The sequence below is a fragment of the Cellulosimicrobium sp. Marseille-Q8652 genome (genome assembly GCF_965112045.1).
In genome coordinates, this window is sequence record NZ_CBCOPS010000001.1 from 857805 (window position 1) to 872345 (window position 14541).

Here is a 14541-nt window from a genome sequence, read left to right on the forward strand (position 1 = left end):
TCGAGCGCCCCACCGGGGAGGATGAACCCCATGGCCGACATGCCGAAGAGCCTGCGTCGCCACGTCCACGCCCGGGCGGCACCCGACCTGCTCTACGGCGCGGTCGTCACGGGGTCCGTGCTCGCGGTGAACAGCGTCCACACCGTCGACGGCGACCGGGTCGCGATCGCCGCCTCGGTGGTCGCGGTCATCTACTGGCTCACCCACGTCTACGTGGACGCGATCGGCGGCCGGTTCTCGGACCCGGACCACTCGTCGGGCCATCGGCTCAACGAGGCGCTGCGGACCAACACCGGCGTCCTCGTCGGCAGCATCCCCCCGATCGTCGTCTTCGTGGTCGGGCGGTTCGCGGGCCTCGACGCCGAGACCGCGTCCTTCGTCGCCCTGTGGTTCACCGTGGTGCTGCTCGCCGCGGCCGGCTGGTACGCCGCGTCCAGAGCGGGCGTCCGCGGCTGGCCGCTCGTCGGGGAGACGTGCGTCGCGGCGGGCTTCGGCGTCGTCGTCATCCTGCTCAAGTACCTGCTGCACTGACAGGAGAGGTTCCGGTGCGCTGGGCGCCGTACGGGACGGGACGGACGGAGGAGACCGTGCACGACGGACCTGCCTGCTGCGCCCCGCGCGCCGGTACGCCCCCCGGTGAGGCCACCGAGGCGGTCCGCGGGCTCCCGCTCGCCGCACCCTCGGCCGGGCCCGCGCGGTCGCCCGGCGCCGAGCGGCCGCACGACCTGGTGCCCCTCGACGGCGGCGAGTTCGTCATGGGGCACGACGGCCCGGACGGCTACCCCGAGGACGGCGAGGGTCCCGCGCACCGTGTGCGCCTGCGCCCGTTCCGGATCGACCGCTGTGCCGTCTCGAACGCGCGCTTCGGTCGCTTCGTCGACGCGACCGGCTACCGCACGGCTGCGGAGGTCTCCGGCTGGTCCTTCGTGTTCGGCGGCCTGCTCCCCGACGACTTCCCGCCGACGCGCGGTGTGTCGTCCGCACCGTGGTGGCGCGTCGTCGAGGGTGCGAGCTGGCGGGCTCCCGAAGGTCCCGGGTCGCACGTGCGCGAGCGGGCGCGCCACCCGGTGGTCCACGTGAGCTGGCACGACGCCGCGGCGTACGCCGACTGGTCCGGCCTGCGCCTCCCCACGGAGGCCGAGTGGGAGCACGCGGCGCGCGCCGGCCTCGCAGGCGTCCACTACCCGTGGGGGGCGGAGCGCGAACCGGGCGGGGTGCACCGCATGAACGTGTGGCAGGGCACCTTTCCCTCCCGCAACACCCGCGACGACGGCTGGTACGGGACCGCGCCGGTCGACGAGTACCCACCGAACGCCTTCGGGCTCCACAACATGACCGGGAACGTCTGGGAGTGGTGCTCCGACCGGTTCGCCGTCGACACCTATCGCCGGTCCCCCGCGCACGACCCGGCCGGACCGGAGACCGGCGACGCGCGGGTGCTCCGCGGCGGGTCCTACCTGTGCCACGCCTCCTACTGCTTCCGGTACCGCGTGGACGCGCGGAGCTCGAGCACGCCCGGCTCGCCCGCGGGCAACGTCGGCTTCCGGTGTGCGGCCGACGGCTGAGCGGTCAGCACGACGGGTCCGCCGACCGTCCGGTCGCCCTGGCACCGCCCGTGTGATAGAGGTCACACTGCGAGCGCCACCGCGGCGCTCGCCGCGTGGCTCCACCGTACGCCGCGCCCGAGGAGGAACCATGCGTCCCGATCAGCACTCCCGGTCGATGCTCCCCATCCCGGACCGCGCGCCTCCCGGTCTCACGACGTACGACGCGCGAGATCCCGACACCGCGTTCCCTCCGATCGAACCGCTCCTGCCGCCCGAGGGGGCGCCGAACGTCGTCGTGATCCTGCTCGACGACGTCGGGTTCGGCGCGTCGAGCGCGTTCGGCGGCCCGTGCCGTACCCCGACGGCCGAGCGGCTCGCCGCGGGCGGTCTGCGCTTCAACCGGTTCCACACCACGGCGCTGTGCGCCCCGACCCGTCAGGCGCTCCTCACGGGCCGCAACCACCACTCGGTCGGCATGGGCAGCATCACGGAGACCGCGACGTCGGCGCCCGGGAACAGCTCCCTGCGCCCCAACACCAAGGCGCCGCTCGCGCTCACGCTCCGGCTCAACGGCTACTCGACGGCGCAGTTCGGCAAGTGCCACGAGGTCCCCGTGTGGCAGACGTCCCCGATGGGCCCGTTCGACGCCTGGCCGTCCGGGGGCGGCGGCTTCGAGACCTTCTACGGCTTCATCGGCGGCGAGAACAACCAGTGGGACCCGGCCCTGTACGACGGCACGACCCCCGTCGAGCCGCCCGCCACGGCGGAGGAGGGCTACCACCTCACCGAGGACCTCGTGGACCACGCCTCGGCGTGGGTGCGCCAGCAGAAGGCGCTCATGCCGGACAAGCCCTTCTTCGTCTACCTCGCACCGGGTGCGACGCACGCGCCGCACCACGTCCCGGCCGAGTGGATCGAACGGTACCGCGGCGCGTTCGACGACGGCTGGGACGTGCAGCGCGAGCGGATCTTCGCGCGGCAGCAGGAGCTCGGGGTCGTGCCCGAGGGCACCGAGCTCACGGCACGGCACGAGGAGATCCCGGCGTGGGACGACATGCCCGACGACCTCAAGCCCGTCCTGTCCCGCCAGATGGAGGTCTACGCGGCGTTCCTCGAGCACACCGACCACCACGTCGGCCGGTTCGTGGACACGCTCGAGGAGCTGGGCGTGCTCGAGGACACGCTCGTGTACTACGTCATCGGGGACAACGGCGCGTCGGCCGAGGGCACGGTGAACGGCGCGTTCAACGAGATGGCGAACTTCAACGGCATGGCGGCGCTCGAGACCCCGGAGTTCATGCGCTCGAAGATGGACGACTTCGGGTCGCCCGCCTCGTACAACCACTACGCCGTCGGGTGGGCGTGGGCCATGAACTCGCCGCTGCAGTGGACCAAGCAGGTCGCGTCGCACTGGGGCGGCACGCGCAACGGGACGATCGTGCACTGGCCCCGGCGCATCGCGGAGCGGGGTGGGCTCCGCTCGCAGTTCACGCACGTGGTCGACGTCGCGCCGACCGTCCTCGAGGCGGCCGGGATCCCGGAGCCCACGATGGTCAACGGCGTGCTGCAGTCACCGATGGAGGGCACGTCGATGCTGTACGCGTTCGAGGACGCCGACGGCCCGGAGCGCCACGACCTCCAGTACTTCGAGATGTTCGGGAACCGCGGGATCTACCACAAGGGCTGGAGCGCGGTCACGAAGCACCGCACCCCGTGGGTCATGGTCGGCGGGGTGGTCCCCGCGTTCGACGACGACACGTGGGAGCTGTACGACGGGTCGACGGACTTCAGCCAGGCCCACGACCTCGCCGCGGAGCACCCGGACAAGCTCGCGAGCCTCCAGCGGCTGTGGCTCATCGAGGCGACGAAGTACAACGTGCTCCCGCTGGACGACCGCACCGCCGAGCGCCTGGAGGCGTCGATGGCCGGTCGGCCGACGCTCCTGCGGGGGACGCGGCAGGTCTTCTACCCCGGCATGGGGCGCCTGTCGGAGAACAGCGTGCTGAGCGTCAAGAACAGGTCGTTCTCCGTCACCGCGCAGGTCGACGTCCGCGACGCCCCCGCGCAGGGCGTGCTCGTCGCGCAGGGCGGCCGGTTCGGCGGATGGAGCCTGTACGTCCACGAGGGCCGGCTCACGTTCCTCTACAACGTGCTCGGCATCCACCACTACGCCGTCCGGGCGGACGTCCCGCTGCCCACCGGCAGCCACCAGGTGCGTGCGGAGCTCGCCTACGACGGCGGAGGGCTCGGCAAGGGCGGCGACGTCACCCTGTTCCACGACGGCGAGCCCGTCGGCACCGGTCGCGTCGACGCGACGCAGCCGATGGTCTTCTCCGCGGACGAGACCACGGACGTCGGCTACGAGTCGGGCACGTGCGTCTCGCCCGACTACACCGCGCGGACGAGCCGGTTCACCGGGCGGCTGCACTGGGTCCAGCTCGACGTGGGCGGCGACACCCACGACCACCTCGTCGACCCCGAGACGGTGCTGCGGATCGCGATGGCACGGCAGTAGCGACGACCGTCCGGCGGGAGCGCTGCCGGACGCGGGTACGACAGCGGGCCGAGGACGGTTCTCCCGTCCTCGGCCCGCTGCCGGTGCTGCGAAGGGCTGAGCCGTGCTGCGCTCAGCGCGCCGACGACGTCGAGTAGACGGTCCCGCCGGCGGGGCGCTGCGCGCGGCCTCGGCCGCCGCGCCGGGCGGAGCCGCCCTGGCCTGCCGACTGCTGACCGCCCTGCTGGCCGCCGCGGGACTGCCCGCCGCGCGACGCGCCCCCGGCCGAGGAGCCACCGGTGCGGCCGGAGCCGCCCCCGGAACGCTGCGCCGTCTGGCGCTGGCCGCCCTGGCCACCGGCGGACTGGCCGCGCGACGAGGCGCCCTGGCCCGAGCCCTGCCCACGGCGCGAGGAGCGCGAGCCGCCGTTGGTCGACGCGGTGCCACGACGCGCCTGCGTCTGCGGCGGCGTGATGTCCGACGGACGCACGTACTCCGCGACGTCGCCGACGAGCGCCTTGAGCGTCGCGTCGCCCGGGTCGACGGGCTTCGGCTGGGCCGTGATCTTCGCCTTGCGGGTCAGGTCGCGCACGTCGCCGCGCTGCTCGGGGAGCATGACGGTGACGACGACGCCCTCCGAGCCCGCGCGCGCCGTGCGGCCGGAGCGGTGCAGGTACGCCTTGTGCTCGGCCGGCGGGTCGACGTGCACGACGAGCTCGACCTCGTCGACGTGGATGCCGCGCGCCGCGATGTCCGTCGCGACGAGCACCTTCACGCTGCCCGACGAGAACGCCTCGAGGTTGCGCTCGCGCGCTCCCTGGCCGAGGTTGCCGTGCAGGTCGACGGCGGGGACGCCCGCGGCGGTGAGCTGCTTCGCGAGCTTCTTCGCCTGGTGCTTCGTCTTCATGAACAGGACGCGGCGACCGGTGCCCGACGCGAGCTCGTGCACGACCTGCTTCTTCGCCTCCGCGTCGCGCACCGCGAGGATGTGGTGCGTCATCTGCGGGGGCGCGGCCGCGGCGTCGTCCACGGAGTGGCGCACCGGGTTGCTGAGGTAGCGCTTGACGAGCTGGTCCACGCCGTTGTCGAGCGTCGCGGAGAACAGCATGCGCTGACCCTTCTTCGGGGTCTTGTCCATGATGCGCTTCACGCCGGGCAGGAACCCGAGGTCGGCCATGTGGTCGGCCTCGTCGAGCACGGTGATCTCGATGCCGTCGAGCGTGAGCAGGCGCTGGTTGAGGAGGTCCTCGAGGCGCCCGGGGCACGCGATGACGATGTCCACGCCCTTGTCGAGCGCGGCGACCTGGCGCGACTGCGCGACGCCGCCGAAGATCGTCGTCGTCGTCAGGCCCAGGACCTTCGCGACGGGCTCCATGGTCGCGTTGATCTGGTTGGCCAGCTCACGCGTGGGGCACAGCACGAGCGCGCGGGGCCGGCGCGGGTGCCGCGAGGTCCTCGCGTGGGCGAGCCGCGAGACGGTCGGGAGCGAGAACGCCAGCGTCTTGCCGGAGCCCGTCCGGCCGCGGCCGAGGACGTCGCGGCCCTTCATCGAGTCGGGCAGCGTGGCGGTCTGGATGGGGAAGGGGGAGTCGATGCCCTGGCGCGAGAGCTCGCGCACGACGGTGGTGGGCAGGCCGAAGTCGGCGAAGGAAGTCACAGGAAGAAAGGCCTCTCGAGGCTGGGGGTCGGGGTCCGCCGCACGCAATCCGGGGGGATCTCCACGACGCTGGGCGCGCGGTTCGCGCTGCCCTCGTCCGACCAGTGTCTCATGCCCGACGCCGTGCGGGCGGGAAGCGTGTGCGGCGTCACGTCGGGCGAGGCGCACCGGCTCGGCGCCGAACACGACCTGACGGTCGATATCGGACGCAGGACGACCGTGAGGTCGTGCTCGACGGCGCACCACGTCGTGCTCGGCGCACCGGGAGTCGCGACGCCCGGGGACGGCCGTCGGCCCGGCGTGGTGGAATGGCGCGCGTGGACGCGCTGACGATGGCTGTGACGACGCTGACCGCCCCGTCCGACGGCGGTGCCACCTCGGGCGGCGACGTCGCGTCGTCCGTGGGAGACGTCGTCGGGCAGATCTGGGACGCCGCGGTCACGGCCGTCGCTCCCCCGGCCCCTGCGGTGGTGATGGCGATGGGCGCCCTCGCGCTCGCCGTCGTGCTCGTCACCCCGGTGTGGCGCGTCGCGCGGCACGTCATCACGATCGCGCACGAGGGCGCGCACGCGCTCGCCGCCGTCCTGACGGGCCGACGGCTGTCGGGCATCCGGCTGCACTCCGACACCTCGGGGCTGACGGTCTCGTCCGGCCGGCCGCGCGGGTTCGGCATGGTGCTCACCGCGTTCATGGGCTACGTCGGGCCTGGCCTGATCGGGCTCGGGGCGGCCGCCCTGCTGCGCCAGGGCTACGCCGTCGGCCTGCTGTGGCTCCTCGTGCTGCTCCTCGCGCTCCTGCTGCTGGAGATCCGGAACTGGTTCGGGCTGTGGTCGGTGCTGGTGAGCGGCGCCGTGCTCGTCGGCGTGTCGTGGTGGGCGACGCCGCCGGTCCAGAGCGCGGTCGCGTACGCCGTCACGTGGTTCCTGCTCCTCGGGTCGGTCCGACCGGTGCTCGAGCTCCAGGCCGAGCGGTCGCGCGGTCGGGCGGCCGCCTCCGACGCCGACATCCTCGCCCACCTCACCCGGGTGCCGGGGCTGCTCTGGGTCGGCGTGTTCCTCGTCGTCACGGTCGGCGCCGCGGTGCTCGGCGGCTGGTGGATCGTCGGGCCGGCGGCCTGACACGCGGCCGGGGAGGCCGCGGACGCAACCGACGCCTCGCTGGTGACGTCGGAGCCGCCGGAAAGCCCTGGCCCGGCGCGCCGCACCCGGCCTAGCCTCACCGCCATGACCCTTCCCCCGCCGGACGTGGCACCCCCCGAGATCCGGCCGGAGGAGCCCGGCGACGCGGCGCTGGTCCGCGACGTCGTCCTGCGGGCGTTCGGGCCCGGCGAGGAGGTCGTCGCCGAGCTCGTCGACGCCCTCCGCGCGTCGAGCGCCCGGCTCGACGCGATGTCCTTCCTCGCGTGGTCCGACGACGGGACCGGCGCCGAGCCCGTCGGTCACGTCCTCCTCACCCGCGGATGGGTCGACGCCCCTGAGCGCCTCGTCGAGGTGCTCGTCCTGTCACCGCTGGGCGTCGTGCCGGAGCGGCAGGGCCGGGGCGTCGGCACCGCGCTCGTGCGGCACGCGCTCGCGGCGGCCGACGCCGCGGGCTGGCCGCTCCTCTTCCTCGAGGGCGATCCCGGCTACTACGTGCGCCACGGGTTCGAGCCCGCGGGCGCGCGCGGGTTCGCCGCGCCGTCGGACCGGATCCCGGCCGCCGCCTTCCAGGTCGTCCGGCTCCGCGCGGACGAGCCGTGGATGCGCGGCCGCCTGGTCTACCCCGACCCGTTCTGGGCGCTCGACTGCGTGGGACTTCGGCCCTGACGTCGTCGTGCCGTCCCGGGCACGACGACGGGCCGCCCGCGATGCGGACGGCCCGTCGGGGTTCGAGGACGCGCCTGGAGGAGGATGGCGCGCCGCCGAAGACTGCGCGGCGTCAGCCCTGAGGGGTCAGGACGAACGACGGACCCTGCGCGTTCGGGTCGGTGTCGAGCGTGAGGTTCGAGAGGGTCTGCACGGTGGTGTTCTCCACGAACACCTTCGCCTCGCCGTTCTCGACGACCGTGTCGTCGGGCTGCGGGGCGGGCACAAGCGCGAGCTCGAAGCTGCCGGCCTGGTCCGCGGACTCGGCGATCCGCAGACCGCCTCCCTCGGGGACACCGGCCTGCGTGGTGAGGTCCTGGACAGCGGTACGGGCGTTGTCGGTCAGGGTAAGCACGAGAGCTCCTCTCGTCGCCGGGCGGGGGCCACGGGACACGTCCGTGCGGCTCACACCTGGGGAGTGTGACCTGCCGTCGGTGCACCCTCCCGCGGGCCCCTCGGTCTCCTCCAACCAAGCAAGTTCCGGCGGTGGCCGCAAGCGCCACGCCCCGATCTCACCGAATTTCTCACGCAGCAAGACCGCGCAGGACAGTCCGGGACGTGCCGCGTACGGTACGCGCCCGCGCGGGCCCGACGCCTCGCGGCCCACCGCTGGACGTGCCGCTGCGCAGACGGTAGGCAGGGGCCATGCCGACGGACCGGGTGCTCGGGGTCGACGCGTGCCGGGCCGGCTGGGTCGGCGTCGTGCTCCACGGGGACGACGTCACCGCGCACGTCGCGGCGTCGATCGACGTGCTCGTCGAGAGCGCGTCCGGGCACGGGCAGCTCGACGCCGTCGCCGTCGACATGCCGATCGGGCTGCCCGACGCCGGACGACGGCGCGCCGACGTCCTCGCGCGGGAGGAGATCGGCCGTCTGCGCTCGTCGGTGTTCATGACGCCGGTCCGCGCGGCGCTCGAGGCGCCGGACCACGCGGCGGCCGTGCGGGTCAACCGCGAGCGCGCCGGCGAGGGCGTCTCGATCCAGGCCTACGGGCTGCGGGCCAAGCTGCTCCCCGTCGACGCCTGGGTCCGCGGCACGGGGGTCCTGGTCGTCGAGGCGCACCCCGAGGTGTGCTTCGCCCGCATGCACGGCTCCCCGCTCGTCTCCCGCAAGGCGACGTGGGCGGGCAGCGAGGTGCGGCGCCGGCTGCTCGCCGAGCAGGGCGTCGTGCTCTCCGGCGAGCTCGGCCTGGGCGGCCTGGACGTCGCCGTGGACGACGTCCTCGACGCGGCGGCGGTCGCGTGGACCGCACGACGCGTCGCCCGTGGCGGCGCGGTGTCGCTGCCGGACCCGCCGGAGGCGTTCGACGACGGGTGGCCGGCAGCGATCTGGGTGTGACGTCCTGGCAGGTACGGCGAGGGCGGCGCGCGGTGGAGCGCGGCTCAGTGGCCGTGCGCGTGCCCGTGGCCGTGCCCGAGGCGCACGGTCCACACCTCCCCGTCGAGCGTGACGACGTAGGCGGTGCGACCGACGATCTCGACCGACGTCGGCCGGTCGAGCCCGACCGCGACGGCCCGCAGGTCGCCGTGCCGACCGACCTCCAGGAGCTGTCCGGTGTCCGGGGCGGCCGGCGATCCCTCGGGGCTCCCCGGCGTGAACGCGCCCTGGGCGAGCGCGAACAGGTCACCGCCCCCACGCTCGACGTCGACGAGCAGCCGACCGCCGGAGGCGACCTCCCGCACGTCCTGCGACCCGGGCCGGAACGCGACGACACGCCCGTCCTCCGGCAGGTGCGGGACCGGGCCGGCCTGCGCGACCAGGACCGTCCGGCCGACGGTCTCGAGACCCGTGGGCACGACGTTGCCGAACGTGAGGACCTCGGTGACCTCGCCTCGCGTCGTCACGCGCAGCACGCGGTTGTGGTGCCCGTCCGTGACGAGGAAGCCGCCCCGGTAGCTCTCGAGCGCGTACTGCACGCCCGACGGCACGAAGAAGTCCGTGTCGGGCGGGTTCGCGATCGACCAGGCCCCGATGTCGGCGACCGAGGTCGCACCGCCGGACCGGTCCACGCGGTAGAGGCCGACGACGGCCGGCTCGACGATGGTCACGAGGACGTAGGCGGTGCGACCGAGGAACGCGACGTCGATCGCGCCGCCCGGTGTCCCGGGCAGCTGCGTCGGCAGGCCGGTCGCGAAGGTCGAGATCTCCCCGGTCCGGCGGTCCACGCGGGAGACCTCGCCCGACCGCGGTTCGGTCACGTAGAGGGAGCCGTCGGGACCGACGGTGCTGCCCGCCCCTCCGGACAGCCCGGTCGCCAGGAGGGTCGGCGCGGAGTGCGAGGGACCCGGTCGTGGCGGTGTCGCCACGGCGGCCGAGGCCGAGGTGGCGAGGAGGAACGCGGAGAGGACGAGAACGGTCAGACGGCGCGGGGTGTGCACGACAGACCCCTTCCATGGTGCGACGGTGCACAGGTACGGGTCGGGCCCGGCACGGCCGGAGGACCGCCGCGTGCCGGGTCGGGACAAAGCGCTGCCCCCTCGCGGTCGACGCTACTCCCGTGCCGCTCGGGCGTCACGGGCCGTCGCACCTGCAGTCCCGGTGCAGGCTCACGGGGAGACCCGTCGGACGTCGCGCACGCCCGCGTAGGCTGTCCTCCGACGAGCGCAGCGCGCCCGTCCCGGGCCTCTAGCTCAACTGGCAGAGCTGCGGACTTTTAATCCGTAGGTTGTGGGTTCGAACCCCACGGGGCCCACACCTGCATCCGGACGTCGCACGACGAAGGGCGGCGCCGGAGGCGACCTCGGAACCTCCGCCGGCATGCACCGACGCGACTGCTCCGCCGAGCGACCCCAGCCGCTCGCCGCATCGCCGGCTCCCGCTCGTGCGGCCGCCTGCCGACGGATCACCGCGGCCACGTCCGTCGACCTCGTGCGCCAGCTTCGCGACGTCGCCACGTTCGACTGCTGGACGGCCCAGGCGGTCACCGTCCTGCCGTCCCTCGTGGTCAGCTCCAGACCCGCGCATCCGGGCCTCACCGACACGATGTCCGTCCACGCCCCGGCGTCGTCCGCGTTCGTGCTGGAGAGGCTCCGGCTCACGAGGGCAGCAGCGAGCCCCGACCGCGGCGGGCGCGGTCGGGGCTCAGCGGCACCGCCGTGACGGCCGGTGCCCCCACCTGCGGGGGGATGGTGAGGGCACCGGCACTGCGTCCACCGTAGGAGGCGAACTGGACAGGCGTCCAGTATCACGAGCGGGTGAACTCTGAGGGAGGGGACGAAGGTCCTGCTTCATTTTTCACGAATCGCTGCAACACTTCGGGTATGGGGCTGAGCTGGGGGGCCACGGCAGACGGCGGGTACGAGGCGCACGCGCCCGAGGGGGTGTACCGCGTCGTGGCGCGCGGTGACGAGTGGTGCTTGGAGAAACCACACCCGCGCCCGGGACGGATCGGCGGGTTCCCCTCGCCCACCGAGGCGATGGCGTGGGGTGGTGACCTCCACCTCGCTGCCGGTCAGCCCCGCGTCCCTCCACCGCCACCGGAGTGGCCGACCGTCGACGAGTTCGCGCGCGTCGTGGACGTCTCACCCAGCGTGCTGCGGTCGTGGCTCGCCGTGCACGCGGGCGGGTCCACGAGCCCGCGCCGTCGCATCGACCCGAGCAACCAACGGCGCATCCAGAGGTTCTACGCCGACGGCGGCCGCTCTCGCACGGACGACGCCGTCTAGGTCGGTCCGCAGGCCTCGACCAGGTCAGCCGTCCGGCGTGGCGCAACCGAGGCCCGGAACCCGCGGAGGCAGGCCGCGTCAGGCGCGCCCGCCCGTCGGGTCGCCCTCCGCCGTCCCGGCGTCCTGGCGGGACGCCCGCTGCACCGCTTCCGCGAACCACCGGTCGAACTCGGCGCCGATGTCGTCGGGGCGCATGCGCAACGTCTCGGCAGGGCTCGTGGCCTCGCGCCCGGCGACGTAGAGCCGGCGCACCATGTCCGTGGTCGGCGTCCAGGGCCTCACGCGCCCCGCCCTCCGCCGCTGGTCGGTGCCTGCCCCACGGCGGTCCCGCCCGGGGTGCTCACACCGTCGTCGTGCGGGCCGTCGACGAGCTCGACCAGCCCTCGTGCGCTGCTCATGTCCAGCAGGTCGAGCACCGGCTGCGGGGCGTCGACGAGCCGCGGACGGCTCGCGGCCGTCACCTTCATGAGGAGCAGGTGCAGCCCCGACGAGTCCATGAAGGTCACGCGCCGGAGGTCGATGGTCTTGGGGAAGCCGTCGATGGTGGAGGCCAGGGCCCGCTTGACCCGGTGGGTCACCGAGAAGTCGATCTCGCCCCACATCACCCACCGCGACCCGCCGTCCTCGATCGCGACGTCGCCCACAACTTCCGCACTCACCGTGATCCGCGCTCCTCTTCGTCAGCGGGTCGACGGTACGCGTTGTCCCGCCCGCTCGCTCAGCGAGCGGGTCAGGGCTCACGCGAGCGACGACAGCTCCTCGAAGGACGCCACGCGCACGAGCCCCTCCGCCGCCCGCGCGAGGTCGGCGTCCTCCGTGACGAATACGTCGGCCTGGAGCCTCGCGACGGCGACGTACTCCGCCGGTGCCGTGTCCGCCCAGCCGAGACGGTCCGCGACCTGCCACGCGGTCGCGCGCGAGACGCGGTCCCCGAGGAGGCGCATCCTCGTGGTCGTGACGCGGTCGAGCAGCTCGCGGCCCTCGTGCTCGCCCAGCTCACCCGAGCGGACCGCGCGGTAGAGGCGCGACAGCACCTCCGACCGCAGGAGGTTGGGCGCCACGAGCTGGTGCTCGGCCGGCACGACCACCTTCTCGCGCGCCAGCCGGATCGCCACGGGCGCGTCGATCGCGTAACGGGTCATGCCGTCATCGTGGCACCGCCCCGACCCGGCGTCGACGGCCCGGACCGCCCGGTCCGGGCTCCCGTCGACGGACTCAGGCCTCGGGCGGCACGATCGGCGTCGGCTCGAGCGACGCCCGCAAGGTGTCCATGACCGCGTTCTCCACGAGCACGGGCACGAAGTCGCGCACGTGCGCGTCCTCGAAGACCTCGAGCTCGGCGTGCACCTGCGCGCGCACGTCGTCCGGGTCCACACCCGGGAAACGGTCCGCGATGCGCTGGACCACGACGTCGATCTCGCGCGTCTCGTCAGCTGTCATGGGGGCACGGTCGCACGCCGCGGTGACCGGGCAGGGAACGGGCGGTGAACACCTGCCCCGTGAACCGGCCCCTCCGACCGGCCCGACGACGGTGGGTCCCGCCCGTAGACTCGAGAGAGTGCAGTGCCACCACTACGACGCCTGGCGGTGCCGGTCGTGCACGCTCCTCGAGCAGCCGTACCCGGCCCAGCTCGTGGACAAGCAGCGGCACTGCACGGACCTCCTGGCTCCCCTCGCTCCCGGTGTGCGGTGGCTCGAGCCCGTGCGCTCGCCCGAGGCCGGGTTCCGGAACAAGGCGAAGATGGTCGTCACGGGGACAGTCGAGGACCCGGTGCTCGGGATCCTCGCGGAGGGCGGCGGCGTCGACCTCACCGACTGCCCGCTCTACCCCCCGGGTCTGCAGGACGCGTTCGCCCCGCTCTCCGAGCTCGTCACGCGCGCACGCCTCGTCCCCTACGACGTGCGCGCCCGCCGCGGGGAGCTGAAGTACGTGCTCGTGACCCTCTCGCCCGACGGCGACCTCATGGCCCGCCTCGTCCTGCGCTCGACCGAGTCGGTCCCGCGGATCCGCAAGCACCTGCCCGCCCTGCTCGACGCGCTCCCCCGGCTGCGCGTCGTCTCCGCGAACATCCACCCCGAGCACAAGGCCGTCGTCGAGGGCGAGACGGAGATCCTGCTCACCGGCACCGAGACGCTGCGCATGACGGTCAACGGCATCGACCTGCACCTGCGCCCGCAGAGCTTCTTCCAGACGAACACCGACGTCGCGGCGGCCCTGTACCGCCAGGGCCGCACGTGGGTGGACGACGCCGCGCCCTCCTCGGTCTGGGACCTCTACTGCGGCGTGGGCGGGTTCGCGCTGCACGTCGCGGGCGGGGACCGCGACGTCGTCGGCGTCGAGACGAGCGTCGAGGCGATCGCCAGCGCACGCCTCACGGCGCAGGACGCCGGGCTGGACCGCGCGACGTTCCTCGCCGACGACGCGACCGCGTTCGCCCTGGCGCAGCCGGCCGCGGCACAACCCGACCTCGTCGTCGTGAACCCGCCGCGCCGCGGCATCGGCGACACGCTGAGCACGTGGCTCGAGGACTCGGACGTCCGCCACGTCGTGTACTCGAGCTGCAACGCGACGTCGCTCGCGCGCGACCTCGCGCTCATGCCGTCGCTGCGCGCCCGCGAGGCGCGCGTGCTCGACATGTTCCCCCACACCGCGCACTACGAGGTCGCGGTCCTCCTCGAGCGCGCCTGACGCCCCGCTACACGGCCTCGCCCGCCCGGCGCGCGGCCTCGACCGCGGCGTCCTCGACACGTCGACGGTAAGCCGCCCACTCCGCGTCGGACTGCTCGGGCACGTCTCCCCGGCCGTTGCCGGCGGCGCCGTCGACGAGCTCGCGCACGATGTCGGCGTGGCCCGCGTGGTGCGCCATCTCGTCGAGCACGTGGACGAGGATCTGGTGCAGCGTCACGACGCGCCGCTCCGGCGGCCACCACGGCACCTCGCCGCGCGCGTCGAGGTCGAGACCGGCGACCCACTCGTCGGAGATCTCGCAGGAGCGGCGGAAGAGCTCGAGGATCTCCTCGCGCGACTCGTCGGCCGTCGCCCACATGTCGGCGTTGACCTCCGCGCCGTCGTCGAACCACGGCATCGCGAGGTCGTGCGTCCCCCCGAAGGTCTCGCACAGGTAGCCGACCTGGACGCTCGCCACGTGCTTGAGCAGGCCGAGCAGGTTGGTGCCCGTGCGGGTGAGGGGCCGGCGCACGTCGTGCTCGCCCAGGCCGTCGGCCTTGGCGAGCAGCACGGCGCGCTCGCGTGCCAGGTAGCGCAGCAGCGTGGCCTTGGGGTCTTCCGGCGACCAGCCGGCGGGCGGGGTCGTGCTCGGTGCGCTCATCCCCC

General features: G+C 73.8%; 17 protein-coding genes and 1 tRNA gene. 10 read left to right on the plus strand and 8 right to left on the minus strand.

Features of this window, described 5'->3' with window-relative positions:
* Positions 1–30 precede the first annotated feature (30 nt).
* The 3 genes from ACWPWV_RS03695 (at position 31) to ACWPWV_RS03705 (ending at position 4062) form a co-directional block, all read left to right on the plus strand.
* Positions 31–531 (plus strand): hypothetical protein, encoded by a 501-nt coding sequence (locus tag ACWPWV_RS03695; protein WP_454041606.1) that lies wholly within the window; start codon positions 31–33, stop codon positions 529–531.
* 56 nt (positions 532–587) lie between these two features.
* Complete coding sequence (locus ACWPWV_RS03700) at positions 588–1565, plus strand: formylglycine-generating enzyme family protein (protein WP_454041607.1); 978 nt, start codon at positions 588–590, stop codon at positions 1563–1565.
* 130 nt (positions 1566–1695) lie between these two features.
* Entirely contained in the window at positions 1696–4062 is a 2367-nt protein-coding gene (locus tag ACWPWV_RS03705; RefSeq protein ID WP_454041608.1) for an arylsulfatase, read from the plus strand.
* A 112-nt stretch (positions 4063–4174) separates the two neighbouring features.
* Here ACWPWV_RS03705 and ACWPWV_RS03710 read toward each other — a convergent pair whose 3' ends face one another.
* The gene (locus tag ACWPWV_RS03710; protein ID WP_454041609.1) at positions 4175–5698 is read right to left on the minus strand and encodes a DEAD/DEAH box helicase; all 1524 of its coding nucleotides are present in this window, start codon (positions 5696–5698) and stop codon (positions 4175–4177) included.
* Between the two features lie 111 nt (positions 5699–5809).
* Between ACWPWV_RS03710 and ACWPWV_RS03715 the strand changes: the two genes are divergently transcribed.
* From ACWPWV_RS03715 to ACWPWV_RS03725, 3 genes are all read left to right on the plus strand, one after another.
* On the plus strand, positions 5810–6028 hold the full coding sequence (locus ACWPWV_RS03715; RefSeq protein ID WP_454041610.1) for a hypothetical protein: 219 nt from the start codon (positions 5810–5812) through the stop codon (positions 6026–6028).
* A gap of 8 nt (positions 6029–6036) precedes the next feature.
* Positions 6037–6816 carry a M50 family metallopeptidase gene (locus ACWPWV_RS03720; RefSeq protein ID WP_454041611.1) on the plus strand — a complete coding sequence of 260 codons (780 nt, stop codon included), beginning with the start codon at positions 6037–6039 and terminating at the stop codon, positions 6814–6816.
* A 105-nt stretch (positions 6817–6921) separates the two neighbouring features.
* Positions 6922–7503 (plus strand): GNAT family N-acetyltransferase, encoded by a 582-nt coding sequence (locus ACWPWV_RS03725; protein WP_454041612.1) that lies wholly within the window; start codon positions 6922–6924, stop codon positions 7501–7503.
* 112 nt (positions 7504–7615) lie between these two features.
* On the opposite strand, the gene ACWPWV_RS03730 is transcribed toward ACWPWV_RS03725, so the two are convergent.
* On the minus strand, positions 7616–7897 hold the full coding sequence (locus tag ACWPWV_RS03730) for a HesB/IscA family protein (RefSeq protein WP_454041613.1): 282 nt from the start codon (positions 7895–7897) through the stop codon (positions 7616–7618).
* 290 nt (positions 7898–8187) lie between these two features.
* On the opposite strand from ACWPWV_RS03730, the gene ACWPWV_RS03735 reads away from it, so the two are divergent.
* Positions 8188–8880, plus strand: a complete 693-nt coding sequence (locus tag ACWPWV_RS03735) for a DUF429 domain-containing protein (RefSeq protein WP_454041614.1) — start codon at positions 8188–8190, stop codon at positions 8878–8880.
* Between the two features lie 44 nt (positions 8881–8924).
* On the opposite strand, the gene ACWPWV_RS03740 is transcribed toward ACWPWV_RS03735, so the two are convergent.
* Positions 8925–9920 carry a ScyD/ScyE family protein gene (locus ACWPWV_RS03740; RefSeq protein ID WP_454041615.1) on the minus strand — a complete coding sequence of 332 codons (996 nt, stop codon included), beginning with the start codon at positions 9918–9920 and terminating at the stop codon, positions 8925–8927.
* A gap of 241 nt (positions 9921–10161) precedes the next feature.
* Between ACWPWV_RS03740 and ACWPWV_RS03745 the strand changes: the two genes are divergently transcribed.
* Positions 10162–10234, plus strand: a tRNA-Lys gene (locus ACWPWV_RS03745).
* A 568-nt stretch (positions 10235–10802) separates the two neighbouring features.
* On the plus strand, positions 10803–11207 hold the full coding sequence (locus ACWPWV_RS03750) for a hypothetical protein (protein WP_454041616.1): 405 nt from the start codon (positions 10803–10805) through the stop codon (positions 11205–11207).
* Positions 11208–11285: 78 nt separating this feature from the next.
* Here ACWPWV_RS03750 and ACWPWV_RS03755 read toward each other — a convergent pair whose 3' ends face one another.
* The 4 genes from ACWPWV_RS03755 to ACWPWV_RS03770 form a co-directional block, all read right to left on the minus strand.
* Positions 11286–11489 (minus strand): hypothetical protein, encoded by a 204-nt coding sequence (locus ACWPWV_RS03755; RefSeq protein ID WP_454041617.1) that lies wholly within the window; start codon positions 11487–11489, stop codon positions 11286–11288.
* Positions 11486–11866 carry an STAS domain-containing protein gene (locus ACWPWV_RS03760; protein WP_454041618.1) on the minus strand — a complete coding sequence of 127 codons (381 nt, stop codon included), beginning with the start codon at positions 11864–11866 and terminating at the stop codon, positions 11486–11488. Before ACWPWV_RS03760 ends, ACWPWV_RS03755 begins: the two co-directional genes overlap by 4 nt.
* 78 nt (positions 11867–11944) lie before the next feature.
* A complete protein-coding gene (locus tag ACWPWV_RS03765) occupies positions 11945–12349 on the minus strand; it encodes a type II toxin-antitoxin system VapC family toxin (protein WP_454041619.1) in 405 nt (134 codons plus the stop codon).
* A gap of 73 nt (positions 12350–12422) precedes the next feature.
* The gene (locus tag ACWPWV_RS03770) at positions 12423–12647 is read right to left on the minus strand and encodes a three-helix bundle dimerization domain-containing protein (RefSeq protein WP_454041620.1); all 225 of its coding nucleotides are present in this window, start codon (positions 12645–12647) and stop codon (positions 12423–12425) included.
* 118 nt (positions 12648–12765) lie between these two features.
* On the opposite strand from ACWPWV_RS03770, the gene rlmC reads away from it, so the two are divergent.
* Positions 12766–13896, plus strand: a complete 1131-nt coding sequence (gene rlmC, locus ACWPWV_RS03775; RefSeq protein ID WP_454041621.1) for a 23S rRNA (uracil(747)-C(5))-methyltransferase RlmC — start codon at positions 12766–12768, stop codon at positions 13894–13896.
* Between the two features lie 7 nt (positions 13897–13903).
* Here rlmC and ACWPWV_RS03780 read toward each other — a convergent pair whose 3' ends face one another.
* Positions 13904–14536 carry a DinB family protein gene (locus tag ACWPWV_RS03780; protein ID WP_454041622.1) on the minus strand — a complete coding sequence of 211 codons (633 nt, stop codon included), beginning with the start codon at positions 14534–14536 and terminating at the stop codon, positions 13904–13906.
* Between the last annotated feature and the right edge of the window lie 5 nt (positions 14537–14541).

What these genes read in the sequence shown, in the direction of transcription:
- ACWPWV_RS03695 (WP_454041606.1), top strand. Translation starts at nt 31, where the DNA reads ATGGCCGACATGCCGAAGAGCCTGCGTCGCCACGTCCACGCCCGGGCG.
- ACWPWV_RS03770 (WP_454041620.1), bottom strand. Translation starts at nt 12,647, where the DNA reads ATGACAGCTGACGAGACGCGCGAGATCGACGTCGTGGTCCAGCGCATC.
- ACWPWV_RS03705 (WP_454041608.1), top strand. Translation starts at nt 1,696, where the DNA reads ATGCGTCCCGATCAGCACTCCCGGTCGATGCTCCCCATCCCGGACCGC.
- ACWPWV_RS03780 (WP_454041622.1), bottom strand. Translation starts at nt 14,536, where the DNA reads ATGAGCGCACCGAGCACGACCCCGCCCGCCGGCTGGTCGCCGGAAGAC.
- ACWPWV_RS03725 (WP_454041612.1), top strand. Translation starts at nt 6,922, where the DNA reads ATGACCCTTCCCCCGCCGGACGTGGCACCCCCCGAGATCCGGCCGGAG.
- ACWPWV_RS03715 (WP_454041610.1), top strand. Translation starts at nt 5,810, where the DNA reads ATGCCCGACGCCGTGCGGGCGGGAAGCGTGTGCGGCGTCACGTCGGGC.
- ACWPWV_RS03765 (WP_454041619.1), bottom strand. Translation starts at nt 12,349, where the DNA reads ATGACCCGTTACGCGATCGACGCGCCCGTGGCGATCCGGCTGGCGCGC.
- ACWPWV_RS03750 (WP_454041616.1), top strand. Translation starts at nt 10,803, where the DNA reads ATGGGGCTGAGCTGGGGGGCCACGGCAGACGGCGGGTACGAGGCGCAC.
- ACWPWV_RS03735 (WP_454041614.1), top strand. Translation starts at nt 8,188, where the DNA reads ATGCCGACGGACCGGGTGCTCGGGGTCGACGCGTGCCGGGCCGGCTGG.